We start from the raw sequence: 21,785 nt of genomic DNA, 5'->3' as shown, positions 1-21,785 counted from the left end.
CGGCGAGGATCGGGCTGGGGAGGTCAGCAGCGAGCGCGCCCAGCGCCGCGTCGCGCACGGTGCGAACCCGAATGCCGTGACGGCCCAGCTTCTGGCGAAGCCCTGAAAAGGATCGACCTCACCGCCTCGATGATCGAGGCCCTCAACCGCCGCGGAGTCCCGAGCCTGACCGCGCGCGTGGCCGCGAAGCTGGGCACGCTCGTCTGGGAGATCGCCTTTGAGCAGTGGATCGACACCGACAACAGCGAGGGCTTCGGCCAGCTGGCACGGCAAGCGCTCGCCGAAGTACGCGCGGCCGGAGCCGCGAGCTAAGGCGCGTATCGCGGACCGTTCCACTTACGCCGGCACCGCATCAGTGCGGCATTCCCGGCGAAGACCGTCCAGTTGGCCAGCCGGAAGAAGAAGGGCCGGGCCACAGGCCGGCTCGTCGACTTCGGTTCCGATCACTACAGACAGCACAACACGACGCCCTCTTTACCGCCGCTACGCACGGGACGACCCAGGCAACCACCTCGTCTTCCCGGTTCGGCAGCCGCTCTCTGCGGCTGCGAACGGCTCCTCGAACTGCTCATGCAGCACGGTCTGAAGGCCAGGTCCCTGCACACCATCGGAGCGCGACTGGTGCGGGCCGCTCCCCTGCTGTAGGTGCTCACCCAATTGGGAAGACGAGCACGGGGTTTCAGCCTTACGGCTGCGACGGCTTGGGCAGGGTGAGGATTTCGGCCCCGTCCTCGGTGATAGCGATCGTGTGCTCGCTGTGTGCCGTCCGGCAGCCCGTCGCGCTCCGCAGCGTCCACCCGTCGGCATCGGTGACGAGTTCGGCGGTGTCCGCCATGACCCACGGCTCCAGGGCCAGCAGCAGCCCGGGGCGCAGTTTGTATCCACGGCCAGGCCGCCCGGTGTTCGCAACGTGCGGGTCCTGGTGCATCGTCGATCCGATGCCATGGCCGCCGAACTCGGTGTTGATCGGGTATCCCGCCTCGCTGAGGACCGTGCCGATGGCATGGGAGATGTCGCCGATGCGGGCCCCGGGCCCGGCGGCGGCGATCCCCGCGGCCAGCGCGCGTTCGGTCGCAGCGATCATCGCGACGCTTTCCGGAGGCCGCGTGTCGCCCACGATGAAGCTGATGGCGGCGTCCGCGGCGATACCGGCCTTGGAGACGGCGAGATCGAGCGTCAGCAGATCACCGTCGGCCAGTGTGTAGTCGTACGGCCGCCCGTGGAGCACGGCGTCGTTGACGGCCGTGCAGATGTAGTGGCCGAACGGGCCGCGTCCGAAGGACGGCGCGTAGTCGACGTAACAGGACAGCGCTCCCGCCTCGGCGATCATTTTCTCGGCCCACCGGTCGATCTCCAGCAGGTTCGTGCCGACCGTGCTGCGGCTCTTCAGCGTCTGCAGGATGTCGGCGACCAGGGCACCGGAGTCTTTCGCCCGGGCCAGCAGGGTGGGGTTCAGGATCTCGATCACGCGGTGCCCTTCTCGCACTCCAATAACTATACCGGCATTACTATACCGGTACTAGAATCGGAGTCATGGTCAGGTTGCCGCTCACTCCCGAAGAGATCGAACGCGGACAGCGCCTCGGCGTCCTCCTGCGTATGGCCAGGGGGGAGCGCTCCATGCTCGAAGTCGCGCTCGACGCGGGGGTCTCGCCGGAGACCCTCCGGAAGATCGAGTCGGGCCGGGTGGCCACCCCTGCCTTCCCGACCATCGCGGCGATCGCCGACGTCCTCGGCCTCTCCCTCGACGCGGTGTGGGCAGAGATCAGCCAGTGCGGCAGTGCCGTGGGGCCGGCCAACGCTGATCATCGCGCACGTGCGCAGCTGACCGCGTAAGACTCCGTCCCACCACCACACAGGGAGACGGGACGGGTCGGCGAGAGCCTCACCGACCGCCTCGGCGTCACCCTCGCCTGGATCGATGCAGTCGACGCCGGCCAGTCGCCCGTCCTCAGTGGCTTCGCACTACACCTGCTGCTCGTACGGGGGCATTCCGGCAGCGTCGCGGCGGGCACGGTGGTGGTCGGTCGGGTGGCCGTTGACAGTGCGGCAGGCGCGCCCGCGACTGCCTGGCACGTGGGGCACTCGATGCGGCGCTGCCAGTCGCGCACAAGCTGCACTCCGCTCCCGGATCGGCTGTGCCGTCGCCACTCGCCCCACCTGGCGTGCTGCGCCCCGTTCTCCATGCCCACGAGCCCCCCCCCTTGGCCCGGTTGCGCGCACCTCACGCGGCGCCGTGACGACGGCCGTACCGGCGGCGGCGCCCGCTGCACCGAGCCCAGGCTCCGCAGATGCCGCGGAGCCTCATCAAGGTGCCGTCGCACGGATTTGGCCTCGGCGTCAGCCGTGCACAGCGCCTTACGTACGGTATGCAGCTACCCGCCCGCCACGACCGCTCCCCTGTGCCGCAACGGTCACGGTCAGGGAGGATCCGTCCGGAGCCCGTCGGGTATCCACGTAAGCCCGTACCCGTACGACGTTCTCACCGGGCACGACATGGCCGCGACGGACCGCTGGACCACCACAGAGAGCACAAGGCCTGCGCAGCCGCCGCGGTCTCCTCGACATCGGCCGCTACTTCCACCGCGGCCAGGCCCGGCCCGGCGAGATGCTCCTCACTGATCGCCTTCATACACAGGCAGACCGCTGGAGAGGTCCGGCGGTTCGGCCCGCAGCACGAGATCGCCCGTACGGGCGGCGTACGGGCGGCAGGGGTGCCGACGATGGCGGGTCGCCGACTCCGGTTGCGGCTCAGACGGGTGGCCCGATGCTGGAGCCATGGGACGTTCCACACCGATGGACCACGAATCCGCCGACCGGATCGCCGACGCCGCCGAGCGCGACCCGGACAGCGCCACCGCCACCTCCGGATTCGACGACCGCGCCCAGGACGCAGCCGACCGCATCGACCCTGTAGCCGGCGACGATGAGGACGACGACGGCTTCTGAAAGGTCGTTTTCATCGACAGCATCGGTAGAGCCGGGTGAGCTGACGTATGGGAACAACCGAAGCAGTCCGGTTGTCACGAACGAGGCACCCGACTTGTCACGAGAACTCATTCAGCAGGCCTTCTGCCACCAGAACATCGGTCGGGCTCCCCTGGCCGACGGTAGGCGTCCGGGGCGTCACCGAAGACGCGCCAGGGCCGCTTCGGACGGACTCCCGGCGGTCGCCTGGTACACGATGATCACCTGTTGCTCGGCACCGCCGACGGTGAGCGCCTGCCTGCGCAGGGCGAGGCTGCCGACGACCGGGTGCGCGAAGCGCTTGAGTTCGTCACGGGCGGGCCGCGTCTCGTGCCGCATCCACAGACGACGGAACTCCTCGTCCCTGTCCAGCTCGGCGACCAGGCGGACGGTTTTGGGGTCGCGTGGGTCGGCTTCGGCGCGCAGGGCCGCTGCGGTCTGCGCGGCTACCTCCGCCCAGTCGGGGAAGAGCCGGCGGGACGCCGGGTCGAGGAAGACCGCACGGACCAGGTTGCTCCCGGGCTCGTACATCGGGGCGAGCGCACGGGCCTGCTTGTTCGCCGCCAGCACGTCGAAGCACCGGTCGCGGACGTAGGCAGGGCGGCCCGCCCACGCGTCGAGCAGCCGGTGCACGTCCGCGGAGACCTCGGTCCGCGACGGCGGCACAGGGGCGGGGTCGACGAGGGCGTGCAAGTGAGCGGAGGCATCAGCGTCCAGCTCCAGCGCCCGCGCGAGGGAGCGCAGCACCTGGGGCGAAGGGTGCCGGTCGATGCCCTGTTCGAGCCGGACCAGGTACGGCTCGCTGATTCCGGCGAGCCGGGCCAGTTCCTCCCGGCGCAGTCCTGCCACCCGGCGACGTCCGCCGGCGGGTACCGCCACATCCGCCGGATCGACCCGTGCGCGCCGGGCCTTGAGGAAATCGCCCAGGAGATTGTCGGCCGCCATGATGCGAGGGTAACCCTGCAAGGGTGCTGGCTGCCCAGGTGCAGACGACGCAGGCTCGATGCCATGAAGACCTGGTTCATCACCGGCGCGTCCCGCGGCTTCGGCCGTATCTGGGCCGAAGCCGCTCTCGAACGCGGCGACCGCGTCGCCGCCACCGCACGCGACCCCAAGACCCTGCGGCCCCTCCTTGACACCCACGGGGACAACGTCCTCCCGCTCCGCCTTGACGTGACCGACCGCACCGCCGTGACCGCCGCGGTGCAGCGGGCCGCCGAGGCCTTCGGCCGCCTCGACGTGGTCGTCAACAACGCGGGTTACGGCCTGTTCGGCATGGTCGAGGAAACCACCGAGGAAGAGGCCCGCGCACAGCTCGACACCAACCTGTTCGGCCCGCTGTGGGTGACGCAGGCGGCCCTGCCGTACCTGCGGGCCCAAGGCAGCGGCCACATCCTGCAGGTTTCCAGCCTCGGTGGCCTCGCCGCCTTCCCCACGCTCGGGCTGTACAACGCCTCCAAGTGGGCCCTGGAGGGGATGAGTGAGGCCCTGGCCCAGGAGGTCGCTCCATTCGGGATCAACGTGACCCTCGTCGAACCCGGCCCCTACGGCACCGACTGGTCGGGCGCCTCCGCGGTGCACACCGAGCCGCTCCCCGCCTACGAACCCGTCCGCGCCGCGCGTCGGGCCGGTGCGTCCGCCCGCACGCCCCAGGACGCGCGAGGCACCGCCGCCGTTGTCCTCGAACTCGTCGACACCGATGAACCACCCCTGCGGCTCTTCCTCGGCACCTACCCCTATCCGATTGTCGAAGCGGCCTATCGCAAGCGGCTCGACATGTGGAGCGAATGGCGGCAGCTCGCCTCCCGAGCGTGACCGGTACGAAGCACCCTGCGGCGTCCAGGCCCCCGCGCATCACCTGCTGCACGCTGTCACCGGCATCGAGTACGGGACGCCTCGACGGCAGCCGGTGCATCCGCCCGCGCCGGCGTGACGGGAACAGGGCGCCGTGCAGCTCGGTGACAACAAGCCCGCCTATGTGACAGCTATCCTGCTTCGGCTCAGATGGCGGGTGGCCACGGCGGCCGACGGCGCCGGGTTCCGCGGTTTCCGGGCCGGGGCAGGCGGCCGGTGCCGGGTTCGCTGCGCCCTGTATGCGGGCCGGCCGCGCCCCTGACTTTGACAGCGGGGCACACGGCCGGCGTGCGTGGTGTGGCGGACTGCTGTGAGGTCAGTTGCCGGAGGCGTACAGCGAGATGAAGGGGGCGATGCGGGGCGCGATTGACTGGTTGTCGCCGACGCCGCGGCTGACGTCGGTCCAGTTGCGGTAGGTCCGGTGGTCGACGGTCACCGGACGGGTGGTTTCGCCTCGCAGGCTCTCGTGGACGGCTCTGGACAGAGACGACCACGCGTTCTCCAGGCCTACGCCGAAGTTGCCGAGGTTCTGCACGGTGCCGTCCGACTGGGGGTCCCGTCCGTTGAGGATGACGGTGTCGATGCGTCGCTGGATCCAGCCGAAGCGGGCTGCTTCCGAGGTGGCGCCGATGACCGCGGCGATGTCTCCACGGTAGCGTCGCGTGTCCCCGTCGCGCACATGCCGCAGGCTCTGCATGGCGTTGGCGAAGCGTTCTGAGGTGTAGCGGAAGTTGCCGCGGTCCTCGCCGGGGTCCAGGTCGCGGTAGCGCCCGGTGTAGCCGAGGTTGTTGAAGAGCGGGAGCGGCCCTCCGTAGTGGGCCTGCAGTTCTCGCGCCAGGGACGAGGGGGTGTCGCTGAACCGCCAGTGGACCCCGTCGACGGCGAACCCGAGCAGGTAGAGGTTGCTCGCGCTGAAGTACAGCGCGATGTCCGAACGGAAGTTGTCCCAGATCCGCATCTCGATGATGTTGCTGTTCAGCTCTCTCGGAGACTGGGCCATTCCCGCATCCGCGTAAGTGAGCGGGTGGCTTGCGAGCTCCCGGAGCTGATCCACCATGTACCGGTAGCGGCGGGCGTTGGCGCTCGTCTCTGGGGTGACCTGGCCGGGGGTCTGGTACCGGAGGTAGTTCGACATGTTGAAGTCCATGACGGTCCAGCGCTGGGTGGTCTCGGCGTATGCGGGCTTCGCATTGCCGGTCAGCAGGCTGCACGCGGCGAACAGGGCAAGGCAGAGAATGCCGAGCCGCCGGCCGAAACGCCACGGTGCGGATATCGGATGCATCGAAGGTTCTCCTGAAACGTTCTGGTCGAGGTGGCTGGCCGGCGAGGGTGCGGCCGCAGTTCCGGGGCCCGGCGAGCGCAAGACATCAGGCGGCCCGAGGCCGCCGAAGACCAGGACGGACGAGCCACGGCCCACGGCGGATGTCCCTCACTCTGCCGCGCCGACCTAACGGTTATCTAACGTCGGCCCCCCGCCCTGCCCCATCGACAACCGCCCACCCCGCACCAGCGTTGCACCAACCTGCCAACCGCCAGAGACAGTCAATGATCAGCGGATATGACACAGGTTCGAACAGGGCAGCCATGCTTTCGCCGCGTACCGCCAACGCGAGGACACCTCTGAGGAGCCCGCCGGTCGTACCTGCAGACCAAGCAGCAGCGCAGCCGAGCCGACGGCCCCGAGCCCGAGGAACGGGCAGAGCCGGCGGGCCTGCTGGGAGGATCCCGCCCTGAAACCGACGATCCTGAGCTGGGCCTCGGGTACGCGTGGGCCCAGGCGCGCGCCGAGGCTGCCTTCACAACCGGCCACAACCAACGAGGCCCCGCAGAAACTTTTCACCGCAGCGTGCCTGCACGGGCTACGCGCCGGACTCAGCGACGACATCGACTCCCTTGACCGCCACCTCCCGCCCCACATCGCGGCGATGGCCCGCAAGGTCGCCGAAAGCTCTGGAGGAAACACCGGCGCCCCTGGCATAACGCGGGAGCGGTGCTGCCTCACAGGCAGGCCACCCACCACCGGGTCCAAAGGGAACCGTACGCAGGGCTGTCAGAACGCCTCGTCCGGCGGCGGAAGCAGCGTCCGCAGGACCGCCTCCGGGCGGCAGATCGCGCACGTGGTGGCCACCTCCGGCCCTGGCTGCGCAGTCCAGGCGGTGTACCAGACGGCGCCCGTCCCGCGTCACGTCGATGCGCCAGCGGGTGCGCTTCTCCGGCGGCGGAGGGGCGAGGACGGTGTAGTCCTCGCCCTCGATGGGCTGCACGATCGGGTGCGGAGCGCTGAGCTCGACGACGCTCGGGCATCGCTGCTTGCTGATGCGCGGCGAGGTCGTACGCCCGGTCCCGCACAGCGGTGGTGCACAGCTTCTCCCGCACCACCGCGCCGGCGAGGACCGCCCGGTCGTAGCGCAGCGGGACGCGGGGAATCTCCCGCTCCCCCGGCCCCGGACCCGGTAGTCGGCACGAAGCGTGCGCACCGGGGCCGGCCGGCGACTGCGGGTCCTGGTCGGACACGACGGTGGGTGGGCACCGGGCGGGGTCGAGGTCGGACAGGCCCCACCGGGCTGTGCGGAGCCGGTAGCCGGGCTCTTCGCCACGCGGCGTCTTCGGCTCGCTGATGTCCAGACAGTGGGTGCCGATCGCGGCGCTCACGATCTGGTCGTCCAGGCCGGGGTCGCGGCGGCGGCCACGGAGTACGTGAAGTGAACGAAGCCAGCCGTCGGGCTGGGTGGGGGCAGCAGGCGGCCGTGCGCGTCGTAGGTGTAGTCGTAACGCTGCCGTCGGTGTCGATCCAGGCGGTCATGCGGTGCGCGTCGTCGTACTCGAAGACCGTCGCGGTGCCGCTGGTGCCGGTCACCGAGGTGAGGTTGCCGTCCTGGGGCATGGCCCGCCTGCACAGCCTGGCCCCGATGGGGCCTTGCCCGAGGACGGCCGCTCGGACGGTCAGTGGAGCGCGGTGCACCCGACCCGTTGGAGCACCGTGTGGCCGCTCTGGACGACCGGGACGTCGTTGAGGACCTCGCCGTACAGTTCGGTCCATGAGTGGAAGGCGAACCGGGCTCCGATCGACGACCGTTGCCGGGCGATGATGGTCTCGGCCGGCAGTCCGAGCACTGACAGATGGACAGCCAGCGCGAATGACCTGGCCAGACACAGTGCGTTGGGCTCGGTCAGCCGGACCACGAGCTGACAGCGGGCCAGTTCCCGGCGGGCGAGGCGGACGGCCGTGGCCTCCGGCAGGCCGCGGTGGGCGCCCGTGGCCGGCCGCAGATCGCGTAGACGGGTCTGCGCCACGCCCCAGCCGTGCCGCCTCAGGCCCCGTAGTGCCCGCGCGGTGTGCACGGCGGCGGCCAGGTGCGCCGATGGGGGCGTGCGAGGCACGGGCCCGGCCGCATCCTCGCCCCACAGCAGGAAGGCCCAGTCCGCGGTCGCCCGGTCGGCAGCCGTCCGGTTCGTGGTCGTCCGGATCCCGCTCGCCCAGCCCGTCACGGCGACACACCACTCGGCACGATGAGGCGGCTCTCGGCGAGCTGGGCGGCGAGCGAGGTGATGCCCTCGCGCAGTTCGCTGTCGCCGGCGTCGATGCGTGTCGCGAGGTCGCGGACGGCTTCGTCGTAGGTCTCGCAGCGTATGGCCGCTTCCAGGATGAGGGTCGCGGTGGGGTTCAGCTCGAAATAGACGCCTTCGGTGGTGTCCAGGAGGACGCCCGTACCGTCGGCAGGGTCGAATACGGTCTGTTCGGCGAGGCGGATCAGCGGCATCGTAGATCTCCTGTCGCAGGGGCCGGAACCATGGCGGTCGTTGCGTGGACATGGGCCCCGAGGCGTGCGTCCGGTGTTCATGTCCCGGGCACCGGGGCGGTCTTGTGCGCCAGGTCATGCAAGAAGAGTTCGACCATGGCCGTACACAGCAGGTTCTCGGCGTTGCGGCGCAGGGCGCGCGGGTCGGCGAGGACGGTGGCCAGGCGGTGCGGGTCGACGATGCCCAGGGCGGTCAGCCGGGTGTCGGTCCCGCCCAGGATGTCCGCGATGGCGTCCGGGTGGCGCAGGCACCACGTCTCGTCCGGTGAGCCGAGCCAGTCCCGCCCGTAGTGCCGCCACACGCAGGAGGGCACCCCGCGGCGCGCGGCGGCGAGACGCAGTACGGGTTTGTCGATGGTGCGCCCGCCGTACGGGATGACCCGGTAGGCGTTGGGCAGCCGGGCCGACAGCCGGCGCAGGTCGCGCCCGCCCCAGGGCTTGGTGCAGTGGATGCCGTACGGCCGCCAGACCGTGAGGTTCAGTGTGTGCTCCTGCGCGGCCGAGTCCGGCTCGTACCGCTCGGGGCCGGCGTCGGGGGCGGGGACCAGGAAGTCGCTGGCACGCTCGGTTTCAGCGGTTGCTTCGGGGTCTTCGTAGAGCGAGCGTCCGGGGCGGAGGCTGCGGATGATCCTGCTCAGTTCCCATCGGGAGCTGAGCAGGCCGTTGGCCATGGCGAACCGCTCGCGCCACAGCACGTCGGCGACGGCGACGTCGTACAGGCCGTAGCGCAGCGGGCCGAAGACGATGTCTCCGTCCAGGCCGGTGAGCAGCGTACGGACCCCGTCCTGGGCAATCCGGCGGGCCGTCAGGTCCAGGCGGCGGAACCAGACGTGGTTGAAGGGCAGCGGGAAGTCGTGACGGTCGGGGAAGTAGGGCTCGTCCTCACCGGGCGGGTCCACCGTCACCAGGGGAACCGACAGCGCGCGGCACACCTCGCGCGCCCGCGGCGATTCGTCGGCGAGCGGGTCGGTGCTGCGCATGTGGTACGCGGTGACATCGGCCCCGTGGTCGGCGAGCGCGGCGAGCACGGTCGCGGAATCCACGCCGCCCGAGAGCAGGACCCCGGTACGGCCGGCGGACGCATACCGGCGGGTTTCCTCCCGAAGCAGTTCGTAGCCGACTTCGGCGTAGGTGCGCAGTGAGGTGCGGCGCGGAATCGGCAGTTCCGTTATCTCGTCGTACGTCTCGGTATGTGTGGACCAGCCGTCCGCCACGACGAGCCGGCCGGGAGACAGCCGCTCCAGGCCGGGGAAGACGAAGACGTCCTCGCCCCGGCACGCGCGCCAGAGGGATTCGTGGTCGAAGCGCGGCGGGCCGTCGAGCAGGTCGCGCGGGTCACTCGACCAGCGTGTCCAGCCGTCGGACGCACGGAAGAAGAGCTGATCGGCGCTGCACACCCCTCGGAAGAGGACAACGCGCCGAGGCGTGACGATTGCGCCGGCGACGTCCGGCCCCAGTTGGCGTAGGGCGGCGTACGCGCCGCGGTCCACGTCGCGGATCAGGCTCTGCACCCGTTCCGGTGGCAGTTCGCGCGGGGGCGGTCCGGCGAGGGAAAGGAAGGAGTGGGAGAACGGCTGGAGGGAGCCGCTCGTGGGAGCGGCCGTTCCCTCCGGGAGCCACTGACGCACGTAGCTGCCGGGCGGGCGGTGGCTGCGGCGGGCGCCGAACGGTACGTACGCGTGGTCCACGACGGTCGTACCGGCGGCCACTCGTCCGGAACAGCCGGGAAACTCCGTCAGGTACTGGACGGCCATCGCTCTCCCCGGGTTGGTCCCCGGCACGGGGCGGAACCGTCCGGCTCCGCCCCGTACTGAGAGTCGGTCAGAACAGGTTGCCGTGGCCAACCACGTCGGGGGTTCCCCGCCGCAGCTGCCCGGTCAGCTTCTCGACTCGCCCGATGCGGACGACCTTCGGAGGCGTGTAGCGCAGGCGCATCATCGTCACCTTCCTTCTGCTGTCAGGTCGGCGCCGCGCAGAAGTTACGCGACATATAGGGTATTTTTCCCTCTATTTCCAGCGTGAGGGGTGCAGCGTGCCACGTCAAAAGGAAGCGGACAGATGAGCCGGGCGGCGAGCCGGGTGGGCTGGTCAGCGGGGCCGCACGGCCGGGCGCCGCACGTCGGTCGCGCACCGGGAGCGGGACGGTGACCGGCGCCGGAGACGATGCCGGTGACACCGATCGCAACGATCACACCGACGACGGTGATCACGCGGGCCGCACCGGCGAAGTCGGCCATGCTGACCACACCGCCCGGTACGCGATCTGCGTCCACGGCCTGACCAAGCACTATCCCGGCACGGAGGCGGTCCGCGGAGTCGACCTTCATGTGCACCCCGGGGAGACGTTCGCCTTTCTCGGTCCCAACGGCGCCGGCAAGACCACCACCATCGCGATGCTCTGCGCCCTGGCCCGCCCCACCTCGGGGCAAGCCCGGGTGGCCGGCGCCGATGTCCGTACCCAGCCGCAGCAGGTACGGCGCGGTGTCGGCCTGCTGTTCCAGCACAGCGCCGTCGACCCCGACCTCAGCGTCGAACGCAACCTCCTCCTCCACGCGCGCCTGTACGGCCTCTCCCGCAGCCGCTCCCGCGCGCGCAGTGCCACACTCCTGGAACTGACCGGACTGACCGAGCGGCGCCGGGACCGTGTACGCACCCTCTCCGGCGGGCTACGCCGCCGCTTGGAGATCGCCCGCGCCCTGCTCCACGAGCCCGGCGTGCTCTTCCTCGACGAGCCCACCGTCGGCCTCGACCCGCGCGCCCGCGTCCAGGTCTGGGACCACCTGGCGCGGCTCCGCGCCGAGCACCGCACCACCCTGTTCGTCACCACCCATTACCTGGACGAGGCCGAGCACTGCGACCGCATCGCCATCCTCGACCACGGCCGCGTCGTCGCCCACGGCACCCCGGCGGCCCTGAAGGCCGCGATCGGCGACGACCAGGTACGCGTGCGCACCGGCGACGATGCCGCGGCGGCCACCGCCCTGCGTCACGACCTCTCCCTGCGCCCGGCCACCGGACCGGACGGCCTGACGGTCGCCGTGGCGGCGGGAGCGCAGCAGGTGCCCCGGGTGTGCGCCGCCCTGGCCGCGCGCGGCATCTCCGTGCATGCCATCACCCTCTCGGAACCCACCCTGGACGACGTTTTCTTCCACCACACGGGCCGCCGCATCACCCACCCCGGCCCGCCACCAGGCCACGTCGACACGGCTCCCGGTCACGGTGGCGCCTCGCCTGATCACGAGGAGGGGAGACAGCGGTGACGGCCCCCGCGGATCGCCCCGCACCACCGCGGCAGCCGGCCCCGGCGCCACCCGCCACCGACACTCCGGGCCCTCTCGTACGGGAACTGCGCGCCGTCCACGCGCTCGTCCTGCGCGACCTGCTGCGCATGTTCGCCCAGCCCGCGCAGACCACCCTGATGCTGGTCCAGCCCCTGCTGTTCCTGCTGCTCCTCGGCGGCGGCCTGGCCGCCCTGGTGCCCGCTACGGCCGTCGGCGGCGACTACCGCGCCTACCTCTTCCCCGGCGTACTGGTGATGACCGTGCAGACTCCCGCGGTGACCGTCGGCATGCGCCTGATCACCGACCGCGAGAGCGGCTACCTGCGCGAGACACTGATGGCGCCCGTACGCCGCTCCACCCTGCTGTACGGCAGCTGCCTCGGCGGTACCACGGAGGCCACCGTCCAGGGCGCGGTCCTGCTCGCCACCGCAGGCATCGTCGGGCTGCCCTACGAACCCGTGCTGCTCCTGTCGCTGCTGGCCACGATGGCGTTGACCTCGTTCGTCCTCACGATCCTGGCGGCGGCGCTGGCCATCGGCATCCGTACGGTCGAGTCCTTCCACATCCTGCTCAGCCTGGCCCTGATGCCGCTGCTCTTCCTGTCCGGAGCCTTCTTCCCGCTGACCGCTCTGCCCGGCTGGCTCGCCCAGCTGGCCGCCGTCAACCCTTTGGCCTACGCCGTCGACGTCCTGCGCCGTAGCATCGCACACCACGTCCCCGGCTCCACTGCCGCCACCGGGGTGCTCTGGGACGGCTGGCAGCCCCCGGCCGCACTTGAAATCGTGGTCCTGGCCCTGCTGGGCGCGGGCGTGCTGCTGTGGGCCGCCCGCCGTTTCGGCCGACTGGAATGAGGCGCGGGAGAACTTTCCCGAAGAGCAGGACCCCCACCCCGAACCCCCTGGTAAAACCTTCTTTCTCATACGAGTTCCAAGTCGGGCCACTTTTCTTGTGGCACCGCATTCGCCAGCACGGCGAATCCAGTGAGGGCAAGCGCGGGCTGGGGCAGTCACACCCCCGTCCACACGTCTTCCACGCCGTACCTCGTTCAGAAGGCCGCAGGTCTCGCGCGACCGAGGCGTGGACCAGGCTGATCATCGAGCCTGGGGCATCGGCGTGGTCGTGGTCGTTGGCGCGAGCGTACGAGTATGCGGCCAACGGTCGGTGGCGCCCTCCCCCGCGGTGTGGCGGGACCGGCGAATTTCCGCGCAGCCGCCCCGAAGCCTCGCCGGCATCTTCGCCAACTGCCCTGAGCTGGCCGCCGCCGAACAGCTCATCCGCCCCTTCGCTGAAATCCTCACCAGCCGCTCCGGCCAGCATCGCAAGGACCGGGTCATCGCCGCCCGCATCCGACTCCGCCTCGCCCGGCCGCTGGCCGCGGACCTCCGCCGCCCCTGGGGGAAGCCGGCCGGGCCCGGCCGGCTTCCCCGCCCGGGTCCGCCGAGGGTTCAGGAACAAGCTCAGGCTCGGGCGTCCGACTGATCCAAGGGGATGACGGTTCGGTACTTGCCGCCGGCCGTCTGCCGGGGTGGTTCCTCGGCACGCTGGACCGAGACGTGGTCGAGTTCGTTGTCGGCGAGGAGGCGGGTCAGCTCCAGATGGGCGCTCTGCCAGACGCGGTCCGGGTCGGCGTCGGCGGCCGGCAGCAGACGTACGCGCAGGGTCGACGGGGCGGTCTGCTCGATCTGGAACAGCTCGACTCCAGGCGTGCGGTCAAAGAGGGTGCCGAAGGCCAGGGGGGCGAGCTGCACGGGGTCGCCGTAGCGGGTGGGGAAGGTGAGAATGTCGCCTGCGCGCCCTCGCACGCGGATCGCGGGCAGCGGGTTGCCGCACGGGCACGGGTCGGGCCGGAGCAGGACGCTGTCACCGAGGTCGTAGCGCAGGAACGGCTGTACGCGGTTGGCGAGGTTGCTGATCAGGACGGTGTGCGAGAACTGGCCGGGCGGGGTGGGCCGGTGGTCGGCGTCGACCGGTTCGAACACGGCCCAGTCGCTGTTGACGTGGTACCAGCCGTGGCTGCAGCTGTGACTGAGGTAAGTGCACTCGGTCGCGCTGTACATCGCGCGGACCGTGGTGCGGAAGGCGCGGGCGATCCTGTCGGTGTCGTCCGTGGTCATCGTCTCGCCGGCCGGCTGGACCAGCACCGGGTCGATACGCAGGCGGCCGGCTTCCTGCTCGGCGGTGAGCAGCATGATCGTGCTGGCGTAGCCGATGACGAAGGCGGGGCGGTAGTCGTTGAGTTCGGCCACCAGCTGCGCCATCGGTGTGTGCACCGGGAAGGCCCGGAGCAGCTTGCTGCGCCACCCGCCCGCTCGGAGCGTGCGGGAATACGCGGCGAAGCCGACGTAGTGGCCACCGGTGGCCACGAGTTGGGCGAAGCGGCCGCTCCGAGCGGCTGCCCGGAGGAGGCCGGCGGGCCCCAGCCAGGTGGCGAGCGCGCGGGAGGTGAGTGCGGCTCCCACGTCCATGTACCGGTCGTCGAGGACGAAGAGGCCGCGTCGGCCGCTGGTGCCCGAGGTGGTGGCCACCATGTACTTCCCGTGGAAGCGCTGTCCGATCCGGTCGGGGTCGTCGCTGAAGGCGCGCACCTTCTCGTACGTGATGGCGCGGTCGGCCACCCAGTCGTCGAAGTGCCCCATCAGTTGCTTCTTGTCGGTGACCGGCAGCAGCGTCGGGTCCTCCACCCGCTCGGGCAGTCCGCGGTAGAGACCGCGGTAGTACGGGGAGGCGGTCCGGGCATGGGCGACCATGTCGGCCAACCGGTCGCGCTGCCGCCGCATGACGGCGGGCATGCCCTCCTTGCGGGCCCTGCGGGCGTCCCGTCCAAGCCACGTCGAGTTCTCGGTCATCGTGCGGTACTCCCTTGGCGTATGGGGGCGGTCGACAGCCCGACCTGTCCCAGGACGGCGAGGAAGTAGGCTCTGACCTCTTGCGCGCCGGTGGTGTCGGGGTGTGCGGCGAGGTGCTGCAGGGCCGCGCCGCTGAGCAGCTGCTGAAGGATTTCCGGGTCGCTGTTCGGGGGGAGCTGCCCGGCCGCGCGGGCCCGCTCCAGGGTGGTGCGTACCGCAAGGCTGCGGTGACTGCCGTGGGCCTTGTGGTAGGCGCGCAGCAGTTCGGGCAAGTCGTCGACCGTGCTGTAGAGGCGGCGAATCAGCTTTCGCGCGCGGGGCTTGCCGAGGTGGTCGGCCCAGGCCGTCACCATGCTGTCGATGTCCGGCCAGTCCATCGAGCCGGGATCCGCGTCCCGGTATTCCCATTCGACCGCACGCACCAGCAGGTCGGTCAGGGTCGGGAAACGCCGGTACACGGTGGCGCGGGTGACTCCGGCGCGGCGCGCCACCTGCTCGATGCTGGTCAAGCCGGCGCCCCGCTCGATGAGCAGATCGAGCGCTGCCGCGAGGATTGCTTCGTCCGCCTCCCGGCTGCGTGGTCGGCCGGGGGTCTTCGTGGCCGGGGCCGACACGGCGGTGGCGTGTCCTTCGGGATCGTTGTCAGACTTCACACGAATAGAATACAGCCCTGCTCTGTATTTCATTGAGGGCGGCGGCTCACACCGCGTCAGCACTGCCGTCAGCGCCTCCTCCGCCGAGCCCAGGCGCGCCAAACCCGCCTGTGAGCAGTACGCAGTCCACGCCGGCCTCGGACACCACTGCGTGCCCGTGACACAGGCGTCGAAGGATGAGCCCGAGGCCCTGCCGTGCGAGGAAGCGTCCACACACCCACCGGAGAGCGCTGTTCCGACACCGGTGGCTGGCACATCCCAGGGGTGGGTGCTCAACGACGCGACGAGGGTGGATTCGGCCGGCTCCCGGTGGCGTACCGCGCCTGCGGCACCCTCGATGTGAAGCTGAACAAGCCACCCGCTGCTGGACCGGCGCCACCGGCCCGGCAAGAATCTGTTGTCCAGTGTCCAGTAGCTGGTGGCACACAAACGGATGCTGAACAATGCGGGGCTCGGGGAGGTGGGGCGATGCCTCGCGCAGAGCGACCCCTTGATCCGGGGGACAGCCCGCTGCTGCGGTTCGCCGCGGATCTGCGGCGGCTGCGGGCTCAGGCCGGTGGTCCTACGTACCGGGTGCTGGCGGAGCGTGCGCACTACTCGGCCGCGGCCCTCTCCGGAGCCGCTGCGGGGCGGCAACTGCCCAGCCTGGCGGTGGCGGTGGCGTATGTGCGCGCCTGCGGAGGTGACGTCCAGCAGTGGGAGCGGCGCTGGCGGGAGGTGGCGGCCGAGCTCGCCGCCGAGGCCGCAGTGCGGGAGACAGCCGGTGCGAAGGACACAGAGCGTGCGCCGTACGCGGGGCTGGCAGCGTTCCGGGCGCAGGACGCCGACTGGTTCTTCGGCCGCGAGCGGCTGGTCGAAGAGCTGGCCACACGCCTGCGAGGACAGCGCTTCGTGGCCCTTTTCGGCGCCTCGGGAGCGGGCAAATCCTCACTGCTACGAGCCGGCCTCGTGCCTTGCCTGCGCGCCCGGAACGCGCAATTGCTCCCCCTGCTCTTTACGCCCGGGAGCCACCCGCTGGAGGAATGCGCGATTCACCTGGCGCCGCACGTCGGCCGCTCCCCCGGCTGGCTCCGCAGCGACCTCTCGGCCGACCACGCGGAGCTGAACCGGGTGCTGCGCCAGATTGCGGTCCTGGCCTCGGACGAGGCAGAGGTCGTCGTGGTGGTGGACCAGTTCGAGGAAGTCTTCACCGTATGCGGCAGCGAGCGGGAGCGTGCTGCCTTCATCGCCGCGCTGGTCACCGCGGCGCACGCCCCGAACAGCCGCTGCCGGGTGGTGCTGGGCGTGCGCGCCGACTTCTACCCGCACTGCACCCAGCACGCACAGCTGGTGGAGGCATTGTGCGACGCGCAGGTCACGCTGGGCCCGATGACCAGTTGCGAGCTGCACCGGGCCATCGTCCAGCCGGCCGCCCGCGCCGGATGCCGGGTGGAGGGGGCGCTGCTGGCGGCGCTGACCGCGCAGGTCCACGGGCAGGTGGGTATGCTGCCGCTGCTCTCCCACGCTCTGCTGGAGACCTGGCGGCGCAGGCAGGGCACCACGCTGACGCTGGCCGGCTTCCAGGCGGCCGGTGGGCTCGACGGCGCGCTGGCCCAGAGCGCGGAAGCCCTCTACACCGCCCTCACCGACCGCCAACAGCGCCTGGCCCGGTCTCTGTTCTTGCGGCTGACCGCCCTGGGCGAGGGCACCGAGGACACCAAACGCCGCATCCCGCGCAGTGAACTCGACGAAACCGCGGACCTCACGACCGTCTTGGACCATGCGGCCTGCGCCCGGCTGCTCACCTTGGACCGTGGCCATGTGGAGATCACCCACGAGGCGCTGATCCGCAGCTGGCCGCGGTTGCGCCGGTGGCTGGCCGAAGACCGCGACCGGCTGCGCCTGCACCGCCAGCTCACCGAGGCCGCCCAGGAATGGGAGGCGCTCGGCCGCGATTCCGGCGCCCTGTACCGGGGCACCCGTCTCGCCCTCGCCAAGACTCTCCTCCAACACGACGAGACCACCCTGACCGTGCGTGAGCGGGCGTTCTTGGACGCCGGCCTGGCTGCCGAGGCAGCGGAGAGCGCCGCGGCCCGCCGCCGCGCCCGCCGGCTGCGCCGACTGGTCGCGCTGCTCGCCGTGTTCGTGGTGTTGTCCGCCGCTGGCGCGCTCTACACGGTGGGGGCCGAACGCCGGGCGACCGAAGAACGTAACAGTGCGCTGGCCCGCAAGGCCGTGGCGCAGGCCGCCGCGCTTCAGGTGAGGGACCCGGCCTTGGCGGCGCAGCTACGGCTCGCCGCCCACCGGCTGGCCCCGCAGGACGAGACGCGCGACAGTGTGCTCGGCACGTCCTCCCAGCCGTACACGACGCGGCTGACCGGGCACCACCGCGGCACCACCCACGCGGCCTTCAGCCCCGACGGCACCGTGGTCGCGACCACCAGCATGGACCGGACCATCAAGCTGTGGGACGTCAAGAACCGGCACCGGCCCCGGCAACTGTCGACCCTGAAGGGGCATACCGCCCCCGTCCAGGCTGCCGCCTTCCGCGCGGACGGCCGCGTGCTGGCCACCGTTGGCTGGGATCGGACGATTCGTCTGTGGGATGTCACCGACCCGCGACAGCCCCGTCGTCTGTCCGTGGTCACGGGTCACTCAGCGGACATCAGCGCTCTGGCCTTCCACCCCACGGGCTCGTTGCTGGCCACAGGAGGCCAGGATGGTACGGCCCGGCTCTGGGACGTGGCCGATCCCCGCAGGCCCCGCGCGCTGGCCGTCCTGAGAAAGCATCGCGACAACGTCAGCTCCGTGGCCTTCAGCCCCGACGGCACGACGCTGGCGACCGCCGACTACGACGCCACGACCCACCTGTGGGACGTCACCCACCCCGCTCGTCACCGCCACCTCACCACGTTGACCTCGGCGGGTTATGCGACGGCCTTCAGCCCCGACGGCACGACGCTGGCCACCGCCGGGACCGGCCGGACCATCCAACTGTGGGACGTCACCACCGCCTCCAGGCCCCGTTCGCGTACCGCATCGCTCGCCGGCCACACCGACGTCATCAACGCTCTCGCATTCAGCCCCGACGGCGATATGGTGGCCAGTGCCGGTACCGACGACACCGTACGGATCTGGCTCACTGCCGGACCGGGCGGCCCCCCGACGCTGCTGACCGTCCTCGCCGGTCACACCGACATGGTCTCCTCGGCCGCGTTCAGCCCGGACGGCACCACGCTGGCCACCGCCAGCGACGACTACAGCGTCCGCCTGGAGGACCTGCGCGCCCTGACTGCACGCCACACCGGCATCGTCTACAGCGTGGCCTTCAGCCCCGACGGGCGGATACTGGCCACCGGGAGTGCCGACCGCACGGTCCGGCTCTGGAACGTCACCGATCCCGCCGCGCCCACCCGCCTGGCCACCCTGACCGGCCAGGGCGAGGCCGTCCATACGGTGGCCTTCAGCCCCGACGGCCGAATGCTCGCCACAGGCGGCGCGGCGCACACCATCCAACTGTGGGACGTCAGCAACCCTCACCGCCCCGAGCGCATCACTACTCTCCCCGGTCCCACCGGTACTCCTGGCGGCCCCGGATCCGGTGTCATGTCGGTCGCCTTCCACCCCCGCGGCCGCCTCCTGGCCGGTGCCGGCACGGACCGGACCATCCGCCTGTGGGACCTCAGCCGTCCGGCACGGCCCCGCCGCCTGGCCGCCATTCCCAGTCGTACCGGTTCCCTCGTGTCCGTGAGCTTCCACCCCAGCGGCACGGTCCTGGCCGCCAGCGGTGTCGATCCCACCATCCGGCTGTGGAACGTCGCCGACCCCCGGAACCCTGAAAGGCTGCGCAGCGTCACCGGCCACACCGACATCACCGGCCTGACCTTCGTCTCCCGTGGCGACCTCATGGTGAGCTACAGCGCGGACCGCACTGTCAGACTGCGTGCCGTGACACCGGCCGGGTCGGCCCGTGAGCTGTCGGTGCTGCGCGCGCACACCGCCACCCTCCAGGACGCGGCCTTCAGCCCCGACGGCACCCGCCTTGCCAGCGCGGGCAACGACCAGATCGTCCGCTTATGGGATACCGCCGATCCACGGCGCCCCGTAGAGACGGCGCGGCTCACCGGGCACACCGCCAAGATCTACTCAGTGGCCTTCCAGCCCCGCGGGACCGCCCTCGCCTCCACGGACGCAGACGGCTCCGTGAAGCTGTGGGACACCGACCTGGACCGTGTCACCGCCCGCATCTGCCGCACCGTCCATCCAGCCATCACCCGTGCCCAGTGGGACCAGTACTTCCCCGGGGTCGCCTACACACCACCCTGCACGGAACCATCCACCAGTCACCGGGACCGGGGCTGAGCCACGTCCCCACCTTTCGCCACCCGCCCGGCCCATTGTTCGGTGTGTGTTTGTTCAACGCGCCGCCATGACCCTGAACAACGAGCCTCCGGTATACCCGGCACACATGAAGCGCCCATCGGCGGCCGCGCAGGCAAGAACTGATCGGAGACGCGGCAGCCGACGGTGCGCCATTCCTTCGGCCGGGTGGCCGTACGGCCCAGCTACCGGGAGGAAGCCGGGCCGGCGGGAGCCCGGCCGATGGGGAATGTGTCGTTCTACCACACGGGAAAGGACTGTCCTTCCATGCGTGCTCTCAGACGCACCGCGGCCGTCGTCGCGGCCGTGATGCTCCCCGGGGTGGCACTGACCGCTACGGCGAACGCCGCCGAGACGGCGCCCGTCTCTTCCAGCACGTCCACCGCCCCCACAGCCGTTTCGCCGGCAACACCACCGACGCCACACCCGGGCCCTCGGACGCCGGGCCCCCGGTCCGCGATGCCCCGGCCCAAGATGACCGCCGAGGACTGCCTGACCGTCCTTGATCCGGTCAAGCCAGGACAGCGCTTCTCCCGCGTTGTCTCGCGCACCTGCGGACAGCGCGCCGAGAAGCCGCTGGCCGAGGCCAAGCAGGCCCGGACTCTGCTGCTGAAGGTCTATGAGCACGAGCAACTGCGCGGCAACTGGGAGGTCTACAGCAGCAGTGACGGATCCTGCGACGCCAGCGGGTACGGCATCAGGGACCTGGGCCCCACCGCGAGCACCACAACGACTTCCTTCGTCATGTACAACAACTGCACACAGGTCACGGCCTACCAGGCCACCGACTTCCGCGGCCTGTCCGAGGACTACTACGGCGACCGGGTCGTGAACGTCGGGCTGAAGATGAACGACAGAATCTCCTCTGTCCGGCTGAAGAACGCGCCGCGCAGACTACCGCCAGGCGAGACCGTCGCGGTGGCCATGGGCGACAGCTACATCTCCGGCGAGGGCGGCCGCTGGAACGGCAACTCGCCCACCGGGGGCCTGACCCGTAACGAATCCGACCGGGCGGCCACCTGCACCATACTGTCCTGCGACTACGACCCGGCCAGGATCTACGGCGGCACCACCGCCGACGGCGGCAACGGATGCCACCGCTCGGACACCGCCGAGATCGAAGGCAGAAGCTCCGGTCTCCCGGTCACCACACGCGTCAACCTGGCGTGTTCCGGCGCCGAGACCACCCACGTGCGCAACACCACCTTCAAAGGGGAACCACCCCAGGTCGACCAGCTCGCCAACATCGCCGCCCAGGCACAGGTGAAGTACATCGTGTTGTCCATCGGCGGCAACGACCTGGATTTCACCGGCATCATCACGGACTGCGTACGGCGCTACGCGATCGGCCTGGGCCCTTGTAACGATCTGCACCAGCCCAACGTCGACCGCAAACTTGCCGGCGTACGCGCCGGCATCGCCGCAACCATCGCCGACATTCGCACCGCGATGGGGGCCCAGAGCGGCTACCGCATCATCTTGCAGTCCTACCCCTCACCCCTGCCGCGCGGCAGCGAGTCCCGTTTCCCCGACCGCCCCGACTCGAACCGGCGCGGCTGTCCGTTCTACGGCGCCGACGAGGACTGGGCCCGCGACCGGCTGATCCCGCAGATCTCCGAGAATCTGCGGCAGGTCGCCCGGGAGAACAACGTGGAATTCCTCGACCTGCGCAATGCCCTCGAGCGCCGGGAGGTGTGCGGACGGGACACCCGTCAGGCCGACGAGCAGAACCCTGGCGACACTGTCAGCGAATGGGCCCGCGACATCTCCTTCTTCCAGGGCCACATTCAGGAAGACGCGCACCCCAACGCCTACGGTCAGACCGCGCTCGGCAACTGCCTGCAGAAAATGGCCGTCCTGTCGCCCGGTTTCTACGGATGCGACAACGGCGGTCCGGGTACATCCGCAACCGCGATGACCGTACGGCCGATCCCACCGCAGGCGAGGGCCCGCACGTAAGGCCCTTGGGCACATCGCGCTCCCTGCGCCCGGGCCCGGGCGGCGTCGCCGGTACGCCGCCCGGGC

Annotated in this window: 18 protein-coding genes; 8 read left to right on the top strand and 10 right to left on the bottom strand. The window is 70.6% G+C overall.

Annotated elements, in window-relative coordinates:
* Positions 1-129 precede the first annotated feature (129 nt).
* Positions 130-312, top strand: coding sequence for a hypothetical protein (locus ACZ4Z1_RS35810; RefSeq protein ID WP_468490848.1), 183 nt, complete (start codon positions 130-132; stop codon positions 310-312).
* Between the two features lie 373 nt (positions 313-685).
* Here ACZ4Z1_RS35810 and map read toward each other — a convergent pair whose 3' ends face one another.
* Positions 686-1,468: a type I methionyl aminopeptidase gene (gene map, locus ACZ4Z1_RS35805; protein WP_468490847.1), complete on the bottom strand. Its 783-nt coding sequence runs from the start codon at positions 1,466-1,468 to the stop codon at positions 686-688.
* A gap of 65 nt (positions 1,469-1,533) precedes the next feature.
* On the opposite strand from map, the gene ACZ4Z1_RS35800 reads away from it, so the two are divergent.
* A complete protein-coding gene (locus ACZ4Z1_RS35800; protein ID WP_468490846.1) occupies positions 1,534-1,836 on the top strand; it encodes a helix-turn-helix transcriptional regulator in 303 nt (100 codons plus the stop codon).
* A gap of 646 nt (positions 1,837-2,482) precedes the next feature.
* Here ACZ4Z1_RS35800 and ACZ4Z1_RS35795 read toward each other — a convergent pair.
* Positions 2,483-2,632, bottom strand: a complete 150-nt coding sequence (locus ACZ4Z1_RS35795; RefSeq protein WP_468490845.1) for a DUF6207 family protein — start codon at positions 2,630-2,632, stop codon at positions 2,483-2,485.
* Positions 2,633-2,778: 146 nt separating this feature from the next.
* Here ACZ4Z1_RS35795 and ACZ4Z1_RS35790 point away from each other — a divergent pair, with 146 nt between their 5' ends.
* Positions 2,779-2,949, top strand: a complete 171-nt coding sequence (locus tag ACZ4Z1_RS35790) for a hypothetical protein (protein WP_468490844.1) — start codon at positions 2,779-2,781, stop codon at positions 2,947-2,949.
* A gap of 177 nt (positions 2,950-3,126) precedes the next feature.
* Here ACZ4Z1_RS35790 and ACZ4Z1_RS35785 read toward each other — a convergent pair whose 3' ends face one another.
* On the bottom strand, positions 3,127-3,912 hold the full coding sequence (locus ACZ4Z1_RS35785; RefSeq protein ID WP_468490843.1) for a helix-turn-helix domain-containing protein: 786 nt from the start codon (positions 3,910-3,912) through the stop codon (positions 3,127-3,129).
* A gap of 63 nt (positions 3,913-3,975) precedes the next feature.
* On the opposite strand from ACZ4Z1_RS35785, the gene ACZ4Z1_RS35780 reads away from it, so the two are divergent.
* Positions 3,976-4,782, top strand: a complete 807-nt coding sequence (locus ACZ4Z1_RS35780; RefSeq protein ID WP_468490842.1) for an SDR family oxidoreductase — start codon at positions 3,976-3,978, stop codon at positions 4,780-4,782.
* A 355-nt stretch (positions 4,783-5,137) separates the two neighbouring features.
* Here the strand turns inward: ACZ4Z1_RS35780 and ACZ4Z1_RS35775 are convergent, their stop codons facing one another.
* The 5 genes from ACZ4Z1_RS35775 to ACZ4Z1_RS35755 form a co-directional block, all read right to left on the bottom strand.
* The gene (locus ACZ4Z1_RS35775) at positions 5,138-6,103 is read right to left on the bottom strand and encodes a ribosome-inactivating family protein (RefSeq protein ID WP_361157998.1); all 966 of its coding nucleotides are present in this window, start codon (positions 6,101-6,103) and stop codon (positions 5,138-5,140) included.
* A 1,661-nt stretch (positions 6,104-7,764) separates the two neighbouring features.
* Complete coding sequence (locus tag ACZ4Z1_RS35770; protein WP_468490841.1) at positions 7,765-8,310, bottom strand: lasso peptide biosynthesis protein; 546 nt, start codon at positions 8,308-8,310, stop codon at positions 7,765-7,767.
* Entirely contained in the window at positions 8,307-8,582 is a 276-nt protein-coding gene (locus ACZ4Z1_RS35765; RefSeq protein WP_361157993.1) for a PqqD family protein, read from the bottom strand. Before ACZ4Z1_RS35765 ends, ACZ4Z1_RS35770 begins: the two co-directional genes overlap by 4 nt.
* 77 nt (positions 8,583-8,659) lie before the next feature.
* The gene (locus tag ACZ4Z1_RS35760) at positions 8,660-10,375 is read right to left on the bottom strand and encodes an asparagine synthase-related protein (RefSeq protein ID WP_468490840.1); all 1,716 of its coding nucleotides are present in this window, start codon (positions 10,373-10,375) and stop codon (positions 8,660-8,662) included.
* A 67-nt stretch (positions 10,376-10,442) separates the two neighbouring features.
* Complete coding sequence (locus tag ACZ4Z1_RS35755) at positions 10,443-10,565, bottom strand: lasso RiPP family leader peptide-containing protein (protein WP_361157987.1); 123 nt, start codon at positions 10,563-10,565, stop codon at positions 10,443-10,445.
* Between the two features lie 200 nt (positions 10,566-10,765).
* On the opposite strand from ACZ4Z1_RS35755, the gene ACZ4Z1_RS35750 reads away from it, so the two are divergent.
* Both ACZ4Z1_RS35750 and ACZ4Z1_RS35745 read left to right on the top strand, forming a co-directional pair.
* Positions 10,766-11,881: an ABC transporter ATP-binding protein gene (locus ACZ4Z1_RS35750; protein WP_468490839.1), complete on the top strand. Its 1,116-nt coding sequence runs from the start codon at positions 10,766-10,768 to the stop codon at positions 11,879-11,881.
* Complete coding sequence (locus ACZ4Z1_RS35745) at positions 11,878-12,753, top strand: ABC transporter permease (RefSeq protein WP_468490838.1); 876 nt, start codon at positions 11,878-11,880, stop codon at positions 12,751-12,753. Before ACZ4Z1_RS35750 ends, ACZ4Z1_RS35745 begins: the two co-directional genes overlap by 4 nt.
* A gap of 606 nt (positions 12,754-13,359) precedes the next feature.
* Here ACZ4Z1_RS35745 and ACZ4Z1_RS35740 read toward each other — a convergent pair.
* Entirely contained in the window at positions 13,360-14,748 is a 1,389-nt protein-coding gene (locus tag ACZ4Z1_RS35740; protein WP_468490837.1) for a phenylacetate--CoA ligase family protein, read from the bottom strand.
* The gene (locus ACZ4Z1_RS35735) at positions 14,745-15,401 is read right to left on the bottom strand and encodes a TetR/AcrR family transcriptional regulator (protein ID WP_468490836.1); all 657 of its coding nucleotides are present in this window, start codon (positions 15,399-15,401) and stop codon (positions 14,745-14,747) included. Before ACZ4Z1_RS35735 ends, ACZ4Z1_RS35740 begins: the two co-directional genes overlap by 4 nt.
* Positions 15,402-15,869: 468 nt before the next feature.
* Here ACZ4Z1_RS35735 and ACZ4Z1_RS35730 point away from each other — a divergent pair, with 468 nt between their 5' ends.
* Complete coding sequence (locus tag ACZ4Z1_RS35730; protein ID WP_468490835.1) at positions 15,870-19,742, top strand: nSTAND1 domain-containing NTPase; 3,873 nt, start codon at positions 15,870-15,872, stop codon at positions 19,740-19,742.
* 477 nt (positions 19,743-20,219) lie between these two features.
* Entirely contained in the window at positions 20,220-21,719 is a 1,500-nt protein-coding gene (locus ACZ4Z1_RS35725) for a GDSL-type esterase/lipase family protein (protein WP_468490834.1), read from the top strand.
* Positions 21,720-21,785 lie beyond the last annotated feature (66 nt).

The organism is Streptomyces sp. NPDC030165 (assembly GCF_055573595.1).
This window is presented reverse-complemented; position numbering and strand designations above follow the sequence as displayed.

Bases quoted from the DNA above. Each gene is read 5' to 3' on its own strand.
- ACZ4Z1_RS35810 (WP_468490848.1), top strand. From the start codon at position 130: ATGATCGAGGCCCTCAACCGCCGCGGAGTCCCGAGCCTGACCGCGCGC.
- ACZ4Z1_RS35800 (WP_468490846.1), top strand. From the start codon at position 1,534: ATGGTCAGGTTGCCGCTCACTCCCGAAGAGATCGAACGCGGACAGCGC.
- ACZ4Z1_RS35795 (WP_468490845.1), bottom strand. From the start codon at position 2,632: ATGAAGGCGATCAGTGAGGAGCATCTCGCCGGGCCGGGCCTGGCCGCG.
- ACZ4Z1_RS35790 (WP_468490844.1), top strand. From the start codon at position 2,779: ATGGGACGTTCCACACCGATGGACCACGAATCCGCCGACCGGATCGCC.
- ACZ4Z1_RS35785 (WP_468490843.1), bottom strand. From the start codon at position 3,912: ATGGCGGCCGACAATCTCCTGGGCGATTTCCTCAAGGCCCGGCGCGCA.
- ACZ4Z1_RS35780 (WP_468490842.1), top strand. From the start codon at position 3,976: ATGAAGACCTGGTTCATCACCGGCGCGTCCCGCGGCTTCGGCCGTATC.
- ACZ4Z1_RS35775 (WP_361157998.1), bottom strand. From the start codon at position 6,103: ATGCATCCGATATCCGCACCGTGGCGTTTCGGCCGGCGGCTCGGCATT.
- ACZ4Z1_RS35765 (WP_361157993.1), bottom strand. From the start codon at position 8,582: ATGCCGCTGATCCGCCTCGCCGAACAGACCGTATTCGACCCTGCCGAC.
- ACZ4Z1_RS35760 (WP_468490840.1), bottom strand. From the start codon at position 10,375: ATGGCCGTCCAGTACCTGACGGAGTTTCCCGGCTGTTCCGGACGAGTG.
- ACZ4Z1_RS35740 (WP_468490837.1), bottom strand. From the start codon at position 14,748: ATGACCGAGAACTCGACGTGGCTTGGACGGGACGCCCGCAGGGCCCGC.
- ACZ4Z1_RS35730 (WP_468490835.1), top strand. From the start codon at position 15,870: ATGCCTCGCGCAGAGCGACCCCTTGATCCGGGGGACAGCCCGCTGCTG.
- ACZ4Z1_RS35725 (WP_468490834.1), top strand. From the start codon at position 20,220: ATGCCCCGGCCCAAGATGACCGCCGAGGACTGCCTGACCGTCCTTGAT.